We start from the raw sequence: 15658 nt of genomic DNA on the forward strand, positions 1-15658 counted from the left end.
CCGCAGGTCAGCAGACTTATCCCCATGAATGACGTCGTGGTGATGAGCGCGGTGAGCAAGGTGTACGGCAAGGGCAGGAGCGCGGTGGCGGCACTGCGCGAGGTGACGACCGGCATCCCGCGCGGCCGGTTCACCGCCGTGATGGGGCCCTCCGGCTCGGGCAAGAGCACGTTCCTGCACTGCGCCGCCGGGCTGGACACACCGACGTCCGGCACCGTACGGCTCGGCGACACCGAACTGTCCGGGATGAACGAGACGCGGCTGACGGAGCTGCGCCGCCGGAAGGTCGGGTTCGTGTTCCAGGCGTTCAACCTCGTGCCGTCGCTGACGGTCGAGCAGAACATCACCCTTCCGTTGCGGCTGTCCCGGAGCCGCGTGGACCGCCGGTGGCTGAAGGAGATCGTCGCGCGCGTCGGGCTGGCCGAGCGCGTGGGCCACCGACCGGCCCAGTTGTCCGGCGGCCAGCAGCAGCGGGTCGCGATCGCCCGCGCCCTCGTGACCCGGCCCGAGGTCGTCTTCGGCGACGAGCCGACCGGCGCGCTGGACACGATGACCGCGCGGGAGGTGCTCGCCCTGCTGCGCGATACGGTCGACGGGATGGGCCAGACCGTCGTCATGGTCACCCACGACCCGGTGGCCGCGTCGTACGCCGACACGGTGCTGTTCCTCGCCGACGGTCGCATCGCCGACGCGATGGACGGCCCGACGAGCGACAAGGTCGCCGCCCGCATGACCCGGCTGGGAGCGTGGAACCGATGATCGGCCTGGTCCTGAACACCCTGCGGCACCGCAAGGCCGGGTTCGCCGGGGCGTTCCTCGCGCTGTTCTGCGCGGCGGCCCTCGTCTGCGCCTGCGGCATCCTCCTGGAGACGGGGCTGCGCGGCACCATCGCCCCCGAGCGGTACGCCGGCGCGCCCGTCCTCGTCACCGGCGACCAGTACGTCCACCACGACAAGGTGAAGAAGGGCAAGGTCAAGCACAAGGCCAAGGCGCTCGCCGAGCGGGCCTGGCTGCCCGCCTCGACGGTGGACCGGGTCCGCGCCGTGCCGGGCGTGCGCACGGTGGTCACCGAGGTCACGTTCCCGGCCGAGGTGCCGGGCGCCGCGCCGGGGAGCTCGTGGGGGCACGGCTGGGAGTCGGCGGCGCTGACCCCGTTCACCCTCACGGCCGGCCGGGCGCCGTCGGCGCCGGGCGAGGCGGTCGTCGACGCCGCCACCGCGCGTACGGCGCAGCTCCGCGTGGGCTCGCGCGTGCCCGTCTCCTCGGCCGTCTCGACCGGCACGTACCGCGTCGTGGGCGTGACCCGGCAGGCGCTCGCGCACCAGACCGCGGTCTTCTTCTCGACGGACGAGGCGCGGCGGCTCGCCGGGCGGGCGGGCGCGGTCAGCGCGATCGGCGTGTTCCCGGCTTCGGGGGACTCCGCGGTCGCGAAGCGGGTCGCCGCGGCCGTCCGGGGCACGTCCGCCACCGTGCACACCGGCGCCGACCGCGGGCGGTCCGAGTTCTGGGACGCGGAGAAGGCCCGGATCAAGCTGATCAGCATGGGCGGCGCGCTCGGCGGGACGGCGCTGCTCGTGGCGATCCTCGTCGTCGCCGGCACGTTCGCGCTGTCCATCCAGCAGCGGCAGCGGGAGATCGCGCTGCTGCGCGCCGTGGCCGCCACCCCTCGTCAGATCCGCCGGATGATCGGCCGGGAGGCGCTCATCGTCAGTCTCGGCGCCGGCGCCCTCGGCGCGGCCGCCGGTCCGTTCCTGGGCCTCTGGCTGCGCGACCGGTTCCGCACCCTCGGCGCCCTGCCGCCGACCCTGGACCTGGTGTTCAGCCCGTTCCCGCTGTTCGCGGCCGTGCTCGCCGCCGTCGTGGCGGCCTGGGCGGCGGCGCGCCTGTCCGCCCGCCGGTCGGCGCGGATCCGGCCCGTGGAGGCCCTCGGCGAGGCCGCGCTGAGCGGCCCGCGCACCGGGGCGTCCCGGATCGTGGCCGGCCTGGCGTTTCTCGCCGGCGGCGTCGTGCTGACCCTCGTCCTGTCGTCGCTGAACACCGAGGCGGCGTCCAGCCCGGTCACCATGCTCACCGCGATCGCCTGGACCACCGCCGTCGCCCTGCTCGCCCCGGTCGTCGCCCGCACGGCCGCCGCCCTGTGGGGCCCGCCGCTGCGGATCTCGCCGGTCGGCGGGCACCTCGCCGCCGCGAACCTGCGGAGCCGCTCCCGCCTGGTCGGCTCGGTCATCGCCCCGCTCACGCTCATGATCGGCCTGACCGGCACGATCCTGTTTGCACAGACGACCATGGGGCACGCCGCCACCGCCCAGGCCGACGCCGGCACCGTCGCCGGCAACGTCCTCGGTCCCAAGGTGCCCGCCGCGGCCGCCGCCGCGCTCCGCCGGACCCACGGCGTCACCACGGTCACCGAGGTCGTGCACAGCACCGTCCGCGTCGGACTGGAGAACTACGGTGTCCAGGGCGTCACGCCCGCCGGGCTCTCCCGCACCATGAACCTGGACGTGCGCTCCGGCTCCCTGAACGGGCTCGACGCGGGAACCATCGCCGTCAGCAGCACCGCCGCCGACCGGCTCGGCGTACGCGTCGGCGACACGGTCCGCATGACGCTCGGCGACGGCACGCCGTTCGCGCCCCGGGTCGTCGCGGTGTACGGCCGCGGCCTCGGCTTCGGCGACCTCACCGTCGCCCACGATCTGCTCGCCGCGCACGTCGACGACCCTCGCGCCGACACGGTGCTGGTCGCCGGCCCGGCCCGGGCGGAGGCCCTCCGGTCGGCCGTCCGGTCCTTCCCGGGCGTCACCGTCCTCGACCAGGCCACGCTGTCAGAGCGCAAGGCCGCCGCCGGGGCCGAGGTGAACTACGTCGCCATGGGCCTGATCATCGCCTTCACCGCGATCGCGGTCGTGAACACCCTCGCCATGGCCACCGCCGACCGCGCCCGCGAGCTCGCCCTGCTGCGGCTGGTCGGCACCACGCGCCGGCAGGTCATGCGGATGCTCCGCTGGGAGACCCTGACGGTCGTCGCGACGGCCGTGGTCCTCGGAACGGTCGTCACCCTCGTCACGCTGACGGCCTTCGCCACCGGGATGATCGGGTCCGCCGCGCCGTACGTCCCGCCGGTCATGTACCTGGCCGTCATCGGGACGGCCGCGGCGCTCGCCCTGATCGCGACGGTCCTGCCGGCCCGCCTCGCCCTCGCGGCCCGCCCCGCCGACGTCATCGGCACCCGCGATTAGCCGCGACCGACCCGCGGACCCGACCCGCCGACGCGCCGGCCGGTCAGAGCGGCCGCCCGCCCGCCGGGCGGGGCATTATTTCCAGTGGTGTCTACTCAGGCGAGACGATTCTCCTCTGAGTAGACGCCGGTGAAAGACGACGGGCGATCCGGACCTGAGACCTGCGGAGATCGTCCGTTATGTCCCTGGGATGGTCGTACAGGATGCTCGGCAAAGGCTTCGCCCGTGGTGCTGATATGGCTGGGCCGGTGGGGGTCAGTGCGTGAGCACGTCCGGGAAGTCGAACGCCGTGACCAGCGCGGGATCGTGGAACTTGATCACGCGGGAGACGCCGCCGACGGTGGGGGCCAGCACCACGGCGCCGTCGGCTCGGAGCACGCCGTCCGCATCCCGGTGGTACACGACGGCGGCGGGTTGGCCGTTGGCCACAGTGGCGATCATCCGCCAGTCGCCCGGTGTGCCCAGCACGTACGCGTCGAGCATGTGGATGCACATCGCCCGGCCCGCCTGCCATTCGCGGAACGGTGTCGCCTCCAGGGTGGCGTCCGTGCGCAGCACCTCTTCCAGCAGGCCGGCATCGGAGCGCTCGAAAGCCGCGATGTAGCCATCGAGAAGCGCACGTGCCCGTTGGTCGGTCGGTTCGAGCAGTTTCTCGGGTTCCGGCTCCAATTCGTCCAGCCGGGCGCGGGCGCGCTGCAGACCGCTCTTGATCGCCGCCGTGGTGGTGTCGAGGATCTCTGCGGTCTCGGCCGTCGAGAACGCCAGCACCTCGCGCAGGATGAGGATCGCACGTTGGCGGGAGGGCAGGTGCTGCAGGCTGGCGATGAGCGCGAGCCGCAGCGACTCGCGTTCGACCACCACTGCGGCCGGATCGTCGGCGGGCGGGGCGATCCATGCGTCCGGCAGCGGTTCCAGCCACGAGACCTCGCCCGGCGCAACGGGACTCGGCGGGCGATCCGGCCCGTCGTGCGGGCCTGCCAGACCTGAGGGCAGCATCCGGATCGAGCGCGGCTGCAACGCTTTCAGGCAGACGTTCGTAGCGATCTTGTAGAGCCAGGACCGAATCGACGCCCGGCCCTCGAACCCGGAGTAGGACCGCCACGCCCGCAGATAGCTCTCCTGCACCAGGTCCTCGGCGTCGTGCGCCGAGCCGACCATGCGGTAGCAGTGCGCCAGCAGCTCCCGGCGGAACGGCTCGGTCTCGGCGGTGAACCGGTCCTGGTCCGGCGCCGCCCGCAGATCCGATTTCACGCCGCGAGCCTAATACCGCACCAGGTCCGGGCGTGGTCCACGTGCGACGCCGCCGACGACGCCAGGCCCGCCTCAGCCGCTATTGACGACACAGGCGCCCTCGCGCAGCGGCGGCGTCCGCGATCAGAGCTCATCGAGCTGCAGGATCATGCCGCGGAAGGTCGCGTAGCGGGCCAGGTTCGCCGCGGCGTCCTCGGCGGTGCGCCGGCCGATCTCGGACCCGAGCGCGGCTTCCAGCGCGGCCATGTCGTCCCAGTCCAGCATCACGACCATGTAGCACGGATCGCCGATCACGGCTGCCGGCTCATGACTGCGCGTGTAACGACGCAGGCCCGGATACTGCTTCGCCAACGGGATGTGGACATCGTTGTAGTGACGTTCGAACGCGTCGACGTCGGAGGGGGTGTCGTACAACACGACGAATCGCGCCATCTGCTTAGCGGCTGGGTCCACGGTTGCGGTCATCTGTTCGGGGCTTTCTCAGGGCAGCAGGGCCAGCTTGCCGACGGTGGCCCTGGCTTCGAGTTCCGTCAGCGCTTTCGGGCCGTCGGCCAGTTCGTACACGGTCGGCAGGCTGGGGGCGAGCACGCCGGCCGCGATCAGCGCGAACAGCTCACCCATCAGCTCGCCGAAGATCTGCGGTGCGGCCTGGATCAGCACGCCGATATTGAGGCCGATGATGTGGACCTGGTGCTTGTACACCAGCTCCCAGTTGGTGATCGGGGCTTCGCCGCCCGCCAGTCCGTAGACGATGACCCGGCCGGTGACCCGCTTGGCCGCGGCCAGGCTGGCGGCGAAGGTGGCGCCGCCGGCCGACTCCAGAACCACATCGACGCCGGAACCGCCGGTCAGCTCCGTCACCTCGGCGGCGAGATCGTCGCTGAGAGAGTCCAGGACGTGGTCGGCTCCCAGCGCCAGCACTGTCTCGCGCTTGCCCGGCGAGGCGGTGGCGATGACCGTCGCACCGTAGTGCTTGGCCATTCTCACCGCGGCCTGGCCGGTCCCGCCCGCCGCGGCGTGGATCAGCACGGTCTGCCCGGCGATGCCGCCCAGTGGCTTGAGGGCGGCCAGCGCGGTGGGCCAGTTCACGACCAGACCCAGCGCCTGCTGCTCCGTCCAGCCCGCGGGCACCGGCAGCGCCGCAGGTGCGGGCAGAACCATGTACTCGGCGAAAGCGCCGGTTCCGACGCCGACAACGCGAGCACCCGGTTGCGGGTCGGTCACCGCCTCGCCCACCGCGACGACCTCGCCGGCGGCCTCGAAACCCGCCAGGTACGGTGGCCGCGGGCCGCCTGCGAACGTGCCGTGGGCCTTCGAGATGTCGGCGAAGTTGACGCCGGCGGCGGTGACGCGGACGAGGACCTCGCCCTGTCCGGGGCTCGGCACCGGCGCGTCGCTGATCAGGCGCATGTCCTGCGGGCCGTTGAGGGAAGTCTGCTGCAGCGCGCGCATGGTCGCGGGAATGCTCATTGGCGATCAGTCTTTCTTTCTCGGCGTCCATAAGAGAGACCGACCGGCACGTCACCCGGGCCGCGCCTCTCACCATGTAGATCCCGGCCACCACGAAAAGGAATCGCCCGCGGTCCCTCCACTACCGCTGTCGTCCGTACGGGCCGCCAAGCGCACCGCCGGGGCGGGACCATCGTGTCCCGCCCCGGCAGCGTCGGCGCGCCTGCTCTCGGTCAGAGCTTCACGAGGGCGTCGCGGCGCATCCAGCCGATGCCGTCCTCCGCGCTGTCGGTGGCGACGGCGAGGTAGGTGTGGCCTTCGGTCGTGTTGTCGTACGTCCAGTCGCAGTACCCGCCGACGACGTCGCCGGCGCGCTTGTCCTTCAGCAGCGTCGAGGCGTTGGTCGGCTGCTCGTACACCCCGGCGACCGGCCAGGTCACCTTGTACTGGCAGCTCGCCGCGACGACATGCGACGCCGGGAGGTTCGCGCCGGAGGCGGCGGCGGACGCCGGGGCCGCGGTGGCTGCGGCGGCGGGCGCGGCGGTGGCGGGCGCGGCGGTGGCCGTGCCGCACGGCTTCGTGGACAGGTACTTCGCGTAGACGCGCCCGGCCTTGTGGACCTGCCCGTAGGCGTACCCGATCGCGATCCGGCCGTTGTCCTTCTTCATCTTCCGCGTCTTGCCGTACTGCGTGAACCGGTCACCGTGGTAGAGCCGCCCGATGACCCGCTGCTGGTGGTCCCGTACGTACAGCGTCTGCTGGCCGCACATGTACCGGGTGTGCTTGGCGACGCCGGTGGACAGGTGCTCGGTGAGCCGTCCGCCGACCGCGTGCTTGGGCTTGCCGAGGCAGGAACGGTTCATGAAGCCCCAGACCGCGCCCGAGCCCCACGTGGAGACGACCGCGTAGTGGGTGTCCCAGTTGTAGCGGTAGTTGACGGTCCGGCCGTTGCCCTTCGCCACCGTGACGGAGTGCCCGGGGGTCTTGTCCATCGCGCGGTGCGGCGTGTAGTTGAACCACAGGGTGCAGCTCTTCTTGAGCGGCGCCGGATTGGTCGGGGCCTGCGCCGCCTCCGCGCCGCCGGCGCCGCCGATCAGCAGCGCCGCGCTCGCCAGTGAGACGGCCGCCAGGGTGACGCCACGACGCGGGGTCTTGTTCGAAGCCATTCCCGGTGTTCCTCCAAGGGGGTGCGCTGTCCGCATGCGGACGGCGGGTTCTCGGACTTCCGCCCGACTGCTCCGGACGCAGCGGGCAAGATCGATCCTGCGGTCCGGACGCGCGGAATCGCCACGAATCGGCCGAGGACGGGACGGGCGGGATATCCCACGTCGCTGACCAGGCCGAACGTCGAGCACGAGACGACAACGGGACAGGAGACGACGTGGCGGAGCGCCGCAAGCCTCTTCAGCCGCTGCCGGCGGAGCTGCCCGAACCGGTCCGGCGGTGCACGGAGGAGATCCGCCTGCTGTACGACCGCGTCGGATCGACGCTCGCGCGGCTCGGGAGGGATCTCAACGTCTCGGACTCCTCGCTCTCGCGGTACCTCAACGCCCAGACGCCGATCCCGGCGGACGTGCTGGCCCGGCTCTGCGAGCTCGCCGGCGTTCCCGCCGACGAGCGGACGCACCTGGAGGACCTGCGCGCGGCGGCGCTGGCCGCCCGCGCGGCGGGCACCGGCGACCGAGGTTCCGGCTCTCCGACGTCGGCCGACGGTGACCGAGGTTCCGACTCTCCGACGTCGGGCGACGGCGAGCGGGAGTTCCTGGAGGCCGGTGCGGCGGAGGAGGAAGCCGCCCTGGCCGGACCCGTACGGCGCGGACGTGGCCGGCTGCTCGCGCTGGTCGCCCTCACGGCGCTGGTCGCGGGCGCGGCGGCCGTCGCCGTCATCATGGCCGTCACCGGAGACGATCGGCCGTCGGCCACTCACTCGGCGGCGCGACCGAGCGGCTGCCGGCAGCGTCCGCAGTATCGGGTCGTCCAGCGGGGCAACGTCGTGGACGCGCACGGCGCCGTCGTCGGGACCGTGTGGCCGGGCGACCTGTTCACCCGTCACGACGGTCCGGGGAACCCCGACCGGCCGTACCGCTACTACGGGGTGGTGACCAAGAACGGCCTGGCCGGATACGTGCTGGAAGAGCGGCTCGACTACTACCGCGCGGTCTGCGGCTGAGTCCCACCGCCCGGCCGGGGCTCGTGTCGCGTCAGCAGTACGGGCCGAGGGCCTTCTTGATCGACGCCGGGGCGGTGCGCATGGCGGGGTTGTCGCACAGGCCGTCGGTGCCGTAGGTGACCAGGCGCCAGTGGCCGCCCGTGCTCCGGAGCACGGCCCAGACCGGGTCGGTGAACCCGGCGCTCTGCTTCATGTAGGCGGCCGCCCAGCCGTGGTCGCAGGTGATCCGCCCGTCGACCCGCATCCCGGTCGAGCCGCCGACGGCGATCGCCTTGACGAAGTCCGACGCCGACGCGCAGGGCTGCGACGGCGCGGCCGGGGCGGAGGAGGTCGCGCTCCGGGGCTTCGGTTCGGCCGTGGACTTACAGGCCGCGAGGCCGGCGGCGCAGGCGAGCACCATGAGGGGGATCAACGGCCGGAACACCGTGCCTCCTGTAAGGGGGTTCGGGTCAGCCGACCGCGGGCACGCGGCGGCTCGGGACCAGCAGGTCCAGGTCGGCGCGGGTCACCCCGGCCCGGTCGGCCAGCTCGTCGCGGCCGGTGCCGGAGTCGGCGACCAGCTCGACCGCCCGGGTGAGCATCGTGGGGCGTTCGAGGGGCTTGGCCGGGCCCGGCTCGCTGCGCCGCCAGCCGCGGGCGCTCATCACGCTCATCGCGTTGCGGTACGTGCTCTCCTTCATGATGCCGAGGGTGCGCGCCCGATAGAGCAGGGCGGAGATGCTGACGCCCCAGGTCGACTTCAGCTCGGCGAGGTACGCCCAGTCGGCGGCGCTCGGGAGCCGGTCGGCGATGGCCGCCTCGGGCATCAGGAACTCGGCGGCGAAACGGTGCGCCTGGTCCTCGATGATCTTGCTGCCGGGCTCCGCGTCGGCGTGCATGACGAGATGGCCGAGCTCGTGCGCGCCGTCGAAGCGGTTGCGCCAGTAGTCGCCCTTGGCCGGGTTGAACAGCACCATCGGGCGCGGGTGGGCGCCGATGCTGAACGCGTCCACCCGCTCGGTCGACGGGGGCAGGATCAGCACGATCACGCCGTGCTTCTCGAGCAGCCGTACGAGGTGCGGGATGGGGCCCGCGTCGCCGACCATGGCCTCGCGCGCCAGCCGGGCGGCCTCCACCGGCCCGCGTCCCGCGATCTCCTCCGGCGACACCGGCCGTTCGGGCAGCTCCGCGCGCGGGAGCTCGACGAGCTCTTCCAGCGCGGTCACGATGTCCGCCGCGATCCGGCCGTGGGCGAGGGCCTGGTCGCGTTCGATCTGCGTCGTGGACCGCAGCGACCGGAAGTGCGCGGTGTCCAGGGAGACGGGGCCGCGCCCGGCGCGGAAGAACTCGACCGGCACGCCCAGCGCGAACGCCAGCCGGGACAGCGTCTTCTCCGACGGCCGGTGCACGCCGGCCTCGTACTGGCCGATGGCGGTCGGCGTGGTGCCGACGGCCTGGGCCAGCTGGTTCTTACGCATGCCGCGCAGCCGGCGCGCGAGGGTCAGCCGGTCGGCGTCGAACAGCAGCCGCGCCTCGGCTAGCCGCCGCGCGGCCTGCTCGGCACGCCCGTCGGTGGTGTGGTCGTTCACTGTGCCGTTTCGATGCTCGTTTCTGCGCCGCCCGCGCGCCGACCGTGCAGCCGCAGCGGAACATCGGCCTCGTCGTCGGCCCACAGGGGCAGCGTGGAGGGCACGAGCCTACGCCGTCGATCGGCGCCGAGAGTGTCATCGGTCAGGTGCCGGAGCCAGTGCCAGGCCGGGCCGCCGTCGGCGTTCAGCCGGGGACGGCCGAGGAACAGCTCCATCTCCAGCGGTTCCTCGGTCGCGCTGTGCGCGAGCACGAGCGTCACGACGTCGTCCGTTTCGCGTACGGGACCGAGCCCGAAGTCGAGGCTCAGCTGCGGGTCGTCGGGGAACTCCTGGCGCGCGACCACCTGCTTGGTGAAGCTCTCCCGGTCCCAGCGGATGGCCCGGACCGCACCGAACCGGTGCCGCTTGAGCAGGATCCGGTAGCGGCCGTACCGCCAGCCGGGCGAGCCGTTGAGGTCGTGGCGGGTCACCATCGCCGCGAGCGGATCGGCCTCGGCCTCGGCCGGGTCCGGCGCGAAGTCGCCCAGGTGGAACACCCGGTCGAGCTGGGTCTCCAGCACGTCGAAGGCGCCGGTGCCGAACGACCGCTCCTTGAACCCGGCGGCCCGGCTCATCGCGCCGAACACGGCCAGCGTCGCCTCCGTGTGCGCCTCGCGCAGCGCGTGCAGGAATCCGGCTTCGAGCAGGGTCTCCCAGGCTTCCCGATCCTCCGACATGCGTTGGACTATAGATGTTCCCAGCGGCTCACGCGCGAAAATGAAGTGCCCGGCGCGTCGCTCAAAGGTTCGAGGTCCCGCTCCCAGCGGACCCTGGACATGATCCACATCGCGGTTGCATGCTGAGGCGGGCGCCGAGGGGGATCGCGATGAGCACTGCCGAGCACGACGAGACCGCGACGCCGACCTTCCCGATGGCGCGGACCTGCCCGTTCGCTCCGCCGCCCGAGTACGCGCGGATGCGCGCGAGCGCGCCGGTCGTCCGCGCCACCCTGCCGAACGGCGCGCCGGTCTGGGCGGTCACCCGGCACGCCGAGGCGCGGCAGATCCTCAGCCACCCGCGGATCAGCTCGGACACCGGCCGCCCCGAGCGGCCGCGCGGCCCCGACGACGACCGCCCCGACGACGGCTTCTTCATCGACATGGATCCGCCGGAGCACAGCCGGTACCGGCGGATGCTGCTGTCGGAGCTGGGCGCCCGCCCGGTGGCCGCCATGCGGCCGCGCATCCAGCGGATCGTCGACACGGCGATCGACGAGGTGCTGGCGACCGGGTCGCCCGCCGACCTCGTCGAGTCGTTCGCGCGCCCGGTCCCGGCGCGCGTCGTCTGCGAGCTCCTCGGAGTTCCGGCCCGCGACCACGGGTTCTTCGAGTCCCGGCTCCGGATGCTGAGCGTGATGGACCTCGACCCGCGGGCACCCCAGGCGTCCCGCGACCTCCGCGACCACCTGCGCGAACTCATCGGCCGCGCAGAACGCGAGCCGCAGGACGGCCTCATCGGGCGGCTGGCCGCACGGTACCTGCCGACCGGCGAGCTGACCGTCGACGCTCTGATCAATGTCGGCTTCCTGCTGCTGCTCGCGGGCTACGAGTCGCCGGCGAACACGATCGCGCTGGGCGTGGTGACGCTGCTGGCGCATCCGGAGCAGCTCGCGGCGTTGCGCGCCGATCCGGGTCTGCTGCCGGGCGCGACCGACGAGCTGCTGCGGTTCCACTCGGTACAGGACTGGGTGAGCTTCGACCGGGCGGCGGCGGACGACCTCGAGATCGGCGGGGTGCGGATCCGCGCCGGTGACCGCCTGACGGTGCTCGCCGCGTCCGCCAACCGCGACGAGCGGGCGTTCGAGGATCCCGACGAGTTCGACGTCCGCCGATCCGCGCACCACCACCTCGCCTTCGGCCATGGGGTGCACCAGTGCGTCGGCCACAACCTCGCCCGTGCCGAACTGGAGATCGCCTACGGCTCCCTGCTGGCCCGGATGCCGACGCTGCGCCTGGCGACCGCGCTGGAGGACCTGCCGTTCGCCTACGACGCCGGGCTCTTCGGGCTGCACGCCCTGCCCGTCGCCTGGTGACCCACCGCTGCGCGAGTACCAGGTGACGTTTCGATCACTCTGCCGGAATGCCGGGTTTTCCGCGAACCCGAATAGCTCTCCAGGCATCTGACGGACAGCGAGGCCAGGTACCGCCGTGCCTGACGTCGAGCGCCCGACCTTCTGCCGGAATTCGCAGCACATCCTGGAGCCCCCTCGAATGAAACTCACCCATCTGGCCGCCGCGGTGACCCTCGTCGCCGTGGCGGGTTGTTCTGCCGGCAAGGCCGCCACCGACGGCAGCGACGGCACCGCCGGGGACGCGACGGTGCGGATCAGCGCCGCGGGCAACGACGTTCGCCCGGACCAGGGCGTCACGGTCACCGTGTCCGGCGGCACGCTGGAGACGGTCACCGGCGTCGCCGGCGCCTTCAACGCCGACCGTACGTCCTGGAAGACCGGCTGGACCCTCAAGCCCGGCACGTCCTACAAGGTCACGGTCACGGCGAAGAACCTCAAGGGCAAGGTCACCACGGTCACCGGCGCGTTCCGTACGGCCAAGGCGAAGCAGACCATCGGGATCGCGGACGTGACGCCGATGCCGGGGGAGAAGGTCGGCGTCGGAATGCCGATCATCGTCGACTTCACCGGGCCGGTCGCCAACCGGGCGAATGTCGAGAAGGCGTTGGAGGTCAAGAGCGACAAGCGTGACGAAGGCGCCTGGAGCTGGGTCACGGACCGGCGGGTCGTGTACCGGACGAAGAAGTACTGGCACGCCCACCAGAAGGTCTCCTTCACCGCGCACCTGGCCGGTGTGCGGGCCGCCCGCGACACCTACGGAGTCCGGGACGTCTCCCGGTCCTTCAGCATCGGCGACTCCAACGTCACCGTGGCGAACGCGAAGACCCACTACATGACGGTGAACCACGACGGCACGGTCCGCAAATTCAAGATCAGCACTGGGAAGGGCGACCTGCGGTCCACCATCACGACCGGCGGGATCCATCTCACGCGGGAGAAGGCCCAGGTCGTGCATATGACGGCGACCTGCCACGGCCAGCCCGGCTGCGATGACTATGTGGGCGAGACGGTCCACCTGGCGGTGCGGATCACCGTGGGCGGGGAGTACGTGCACCAGAGCGTCGGGGAGTACCAGTACCTGGGCGTGCAGAACGCCAGCCACGGCTGCGTCCGCACGACTCCGGAAGGCGCCAGGTACTTCTACGACATCTCCCAGCGCGGCGACATCGTGGACGTGACCGGCACGACCCGCCCGTTCGCCGACGAGCCGTACGCCGACGACTGGAAGTACTGGACGGTCTCCTGGAACCGATGGCTCACCGGCAGCGCCCTGCACTGACGCCGCCCGGACGTCCGTGCCCCGAACGTCAGCCCGAACGTCAGCCCGAACGTCAGCCCGAACGTCAGCCCGAACGTCAGCCCGAAGGTCAGCCCGAGCGTCAGCGTGCGCGCCCAGGGGGCGTCGAGGTCCGTCGTCTCCATCGCCATCCCTGATCCCGTCGGCGGCTTCCACCGCGTACCTCGACCTGGCAGTCTTCTGGGCATGTATCCCGGTTCTGCGCTCGGTGAGTTTCTTCGGTCCCGACGGGCCCGGCTCCGGCCCGAGGACGTGGGGTTGAGCGCGGGGGTCAGGCACCGGCGGGTGGCCGGGTTGCGCAGGGAGGAGCTGGCGCCGCTGGCCGGGGTCAGCGTCGGCTACTACACGCGGCTGGAGCAGGGGCAGAGCCCGAACGTCTCCGACGAGGTCCTGGACGCCGTCGCCCGCGTCCTGCGGCTGGACGACGACGAGGTGGCCCACCTGCACCGGCTGGCGCGGGTCGCGCGGACCAGAGAGAAGGTGCGGCCGGAGAAACTGCGCCCCGGCATCAGGCTGATGGTGGACTCGTTCACCGAGGCGCCCGCCATCGCGGTGGGCAGGCGGGGCGACATTCTGGCCTGGAACCGGTTGGCGCACGCCCTGCTGGCTCCGCACTGGCCCTTCGACGGTGCGGAGAAGCCGAACTTCGTCCGCGTCGACTTCCTTGAGCCGGCGTTCTCCCGGGGGCTGTACGTCGACTGGGAGCAGAAGGCACGCGACGACATCGCCTATCTCGAAGGGGCGCTGAGCAGGTTCCCCGGGGACGAGGGGCTGACCGCGCTGATCGAGGAGCTCCTGGCGCTCAGCCCGGAGTTCCGCGCCATGTGGACCGAGCACCCGGTGAGCAACTGCGCGTCCATCTCGCGTGACTACCGGCACCCGGAGGTGGGCGTCATGACCCTGACCGCCGAACTCCTGCGCACCCCCGACGACGAGGGGCAGGGGGTCACGATCTTCCAGGCGGAGGAGGGCACGCCGTCGGAGGAACGGTTGCGGCGGCTCGCCGAGCTGGTCACCGCCACCGCCGGGTAGACCGCGACGCGCCCCGGTCCGGCACGGCATCGTCCGCGCCGGGCCGGGGCGCCGACCCGTCCAGGGGCCGGTCAGGCGGCCAGGGAACGCTCGGCCGGCCGACCGGTGGAGTGCTCGGCCGCTCGGCCGGTGTTCGCCCGGCGGAGCAGGGTCCCGCCGGCGACGGCGCCGAGCAGCGCGACCCCACCGGCCACCAGGAAGGCGGTGTGCAGTCCGCCCAGAGTGGCCAGCGCCTCGGTGGTGGCCGGGGCGAGTGCCTCCGTACGGGCGGCGACGATCGCGGTGAGCCCGGCCACGCCCACCGCGCCGATGAAGGTGGGCATCTGGGCCAGGCTGCCGGCGACGCCCTGGTCGGCCTCGTCCAGCCCGGAGGTGATCGTCGTGATGGCGGCCACCACCGTCAGGACGTGCCCGAAGCCCATCGTGGCCGAGGTGGCCAGCAGGAGGACCGGGCCGCCCTCGGCGGGCAGGAACACCATCGCGGCGGTGCCCAGCGCCTGCACGGTCAGGCCGGTCACGACGGTCGTCACCGTGCCCCGTGCACCGATCAGCCGGGCCGCGAGGGTTCCGGCGAGCAGTGCCGCGACGCCCTCGCCGAGGAAGCCGAGACCGGTCTCCAGCGGCGAGTACCCCAGGACGTCCTGCATGTAGATGCTGAGCAGCAGGGTCGCACCGCCGCACATCCCGAAGGTGACGAGGGCGACCGTCATGCCCCACTTCACGGTCGGACGGCGCAGGAGGCGCAGCGGGATGAGCGGGGCCGCGTGCCGGGCCTCGACGGCCAGGAACGCCCCGAGGAGAGCCGCGGCGGCCAGCAACGTCGCGAGGGTCGGCGCGCTGCCCCAGCCCGCCCGGTCACCGGTGGAGATGCCGTAGACCAGGGCGAAGAGCCCGCCGCTCGCCAGGATCGCGCCGGGGACGTCCAGCCTGGTCCGGCCGCGGCCGGCCGACTCACGGACCACGGTGATCGCGCCGAGCAGGACCAGCAGGCCGATGCCGAACAGCATGAGCATGGTCCAGCGCCAGTTCAGCCCGCTGGTGATCAGCCCGCCGCCGATCGTCCCGATGACGAACCCCAGCGACAGCAGGGCGCCGTTGACCCCGAGGGCCCTGGTGCGCTGCGGCCCCTCGGGGAACGCGGCGGTCATCAGCGCCAGCGCCGTCGGACCGATCATGGCCGCCGCGACGCCCTGCCCGACGCGCGCCGCGACCAGCAGCCCCGGGCTCGGCGCCAGCCCGGCCAGCAGCGAGAACACGGTGAAGGTCACCACACCGACGATGAACAGCCGGCGCCTGCCGATCATGTCGGACGCCCGCCCGAACAGCGGCATCAACGCGGCCGTCGGCAGCAGGCACGCGGTGGCCACCCACTGCAGCGCCGACGCGCTGGAGAAGCCCAGATCCCGGCCGATCTCCGGCAGCGCCACCGTGATGATCGAGTAGTCCAGTCCGGTCATGAACGTCGCGCCGCACAGCGTGATGAGGATGAGCCAGCCGCGCGGCCCCAGCCGCGCGGCGCTCCGATGAGTCTCCGTCGTCATGCCG

At 72.4% G+C, this 15658-nt stretch carries 14 protein-coding genes; 6 read left to right on the forward strand and 8 right to left on the reverse strand.

Annotated elements, in window-relative coordinates:
- The first annotated feature begins 24 nt into the window (after positions 1-24).
- Entirely contained in the window at positions 25-759 is a 735-nt protein-coding gene (locus AB0K82_RS02560; RefSeq protein WP_364391813.1) for an ABC transporter ATP-binding protein, read from the forward strand.
- Entirely contained in the window at positions 756-3236 is a 2481-nt protein-coding gene (locus tag AB0K82_RS02565) for an FtsX-like permease family protein (protein WP_364391815.1), read from the forward strand. Before AB0K82_RS02560 ends, AB0K82_RS02565 begins: the two co-directional genes overlap by 4 nt.
- A 255-nt stretch (positions 3237-3491) precedes the next feature.
- Here the strand turns inward: AB0K82_RS02565 and AB0K82_RS02570 are convergent, their stop codons facing one another.
- From AB0K82_RS02570 to AB0K82_RS02585, 4 genes are all read right to left on the reverse strand, one after another.
- A complete protein-coding gene (locus tag AB0K82_RS02570; RefSeq protein WP_364391818.1) occupies positions 3492-4487 on the reverse strand; it encodes an RNA polymerase subunit sigma-70 in 996 nt (331 codons plus the stop codon).
- Positions 4488-4610: 123 nt separating this feature from the next.
- On the reverse strand, positions 4611-4952 hold the full coding sequence (locus tag AB0K82_RS02575; protein WP_364391820.1) for an EthD family reductase: 342 nt from the start codon (positions 4950-4952) through the stop codon (positions 4611-4613).
- Between the two features lie 15 nt (positions 4953-4967).
- Positions 4968-5957, reverse strand: coding sequence for a zinc-binding dehydrogenase (locus AB0K82_RS02580; RefSeq protein ID WP_364391823.1), 990 nt, complete (start codon positions 5955-5957; stop codon positions 4968-4970).
- Positions 5958-6169: 212 nt separating this feature from the next.
- Positions 6170-7102 carry a hypothetical protein gene (locus AB0K82_RS02585; protein ID WP_364391824.1) on the reverse strand — a complete coding sequence of 311 codons (933 nt, stop codon included), beginning with the start codon at positions 7100-7102 and terminating at the stop codon, positions 6170-6172.
- 215 nt (positions 7103-7317) lie between these two features.
- Between AB0K82_RS02585 and AB0K82_RS02590 the strand changes: the two genes are divergently transcribed.
- Positions 7318-8106, forward strand: coding sequence for a helix-turn-helix transcriptional regulator (locus AB0K82_RS02590; RefSeq protein WP_364391826.1), 789 nt, complete (start codon positions 7318-7320; stop codon positions 8104-8106).
- Between the two features lie 31 nt (positions 8107-8137).
- On the opposite strand, the gene AB0K82_RS02595 is transcribed toward AB0K82_RS02590, so the two are convergent.
- The 3 genes from AB0K82_RS02595 to AB0K82_RS02605 are packed head-to-tail and all read right to left on the reverse strand — an operon-like array spanning position 8138 to position 10390.
- Positions 8138-8530 carry a hypothetical protein gene (locus AB0K82_RS02595; RefSeq protein ID WP_364391829.1) on the reverse strand — a complete coding sequence of 131 codons (393 nt, stop codon included), beginning with the start codon at positions 8528-8530 and terminating at the stop codon, positions 8138-8140.
- 25 nt (positions 8531-8555) lie between these two features.
- Positions 8556-9674 (reverse strand): ImmA/IrrE family metallo-endopeptidase, encoded by a 1119-nt coding sequence (locus AB0K82_RS02600; RefSeq protein ID WP_364391831.1) that lies wholly within the window; start codon positions 9672-9674, stop codon positions 8556-8558.
- Positions 9671-10390, reverse strand: a complete 720-nt coding sequence (locus tag AB0K82_RS02605) for a hypothetical protein (RefSeq protein ID WP_364391833.1) — start codon at positions 10388-10390, stop codon at positions 9671-9673. Before AB0K82_RS02605 ends, AB0K82_RS02600 begins: the two co-directional genes overlap by 4 nt.
- Before the next feature lie 149 nt (positions 10391-10539).
- On the opposite strand from AB0K82_RS02605, the gene AB0K82_RS02610 reads away from it, so the two are divergent.
- The 3 genes from AB0K82_RS02610 to AB0K82_RS02620 all read left to right on the forward strand — a co-directional run bounded on the left by AB0K82_RS02610 (position 10540) and on the right by AB0K82_RS02620 (position 14113).
- Positions 10540-11745 (forward strand): cytochrome P450, encoded by a 1206-nt coding sequence (locus tag AB0K82_RS02610; protein WP_364391836.1) that lies wholly within the window; start codon positions 10540-10542, stop codon positions 11743-11745.
- A gap of 178 nt (positions 11746-11923) precedes the next feature.
- Complete coding sequence (locus tag AB0K82_RS02615; RefSeq protein WP_364391838.1) at positions 11924-13063, forward strand: Ig-like domain-containing protein; 1140 nt, start codon at positions 11924-11926, stop codon at positions 13061-13063.
- A gap of 204 nt (positions 13064-13267) precedes the next feature.
- Entirely contained in the window at positions 13268-14113 is an 846-nt protein-coding gene (locus AB0K82_RS02620) for a helix-turn-helix transcriptional regulator (protein WP_364391840.1), read from the forward strand.
- A gap of 71 nt (positions 14114-14184) precedes the next feature.
- On the opposite strand, the gene AB0K82_RS02625 is transcribed toward AB0K82_RS02620, so the two are convergent.
- Complete coding sequence (locus AB0K82_RS02625) at positions 14185-15654, reverse strand: MFS transporter (protein WP_364391842.1); 1470 nt, start codon at positions 15652-15654, stop codon at positions 14185-14187.
- Between the last annotated feature and the right edge of the window lie 4 nt (positions 15655-15658).

It is taken from the genome of Actinoallomurus sp. NPDC052274 (assembly GCF_040679475.1).
GTDB classification, from domain to species: domain Bacteria; phylum Actinomycetota; class Actinomycetes; order Streptosporangiales; family Streptosporangiaceae; genus Actinoallomurus; species Actinoallomurus liliacearum.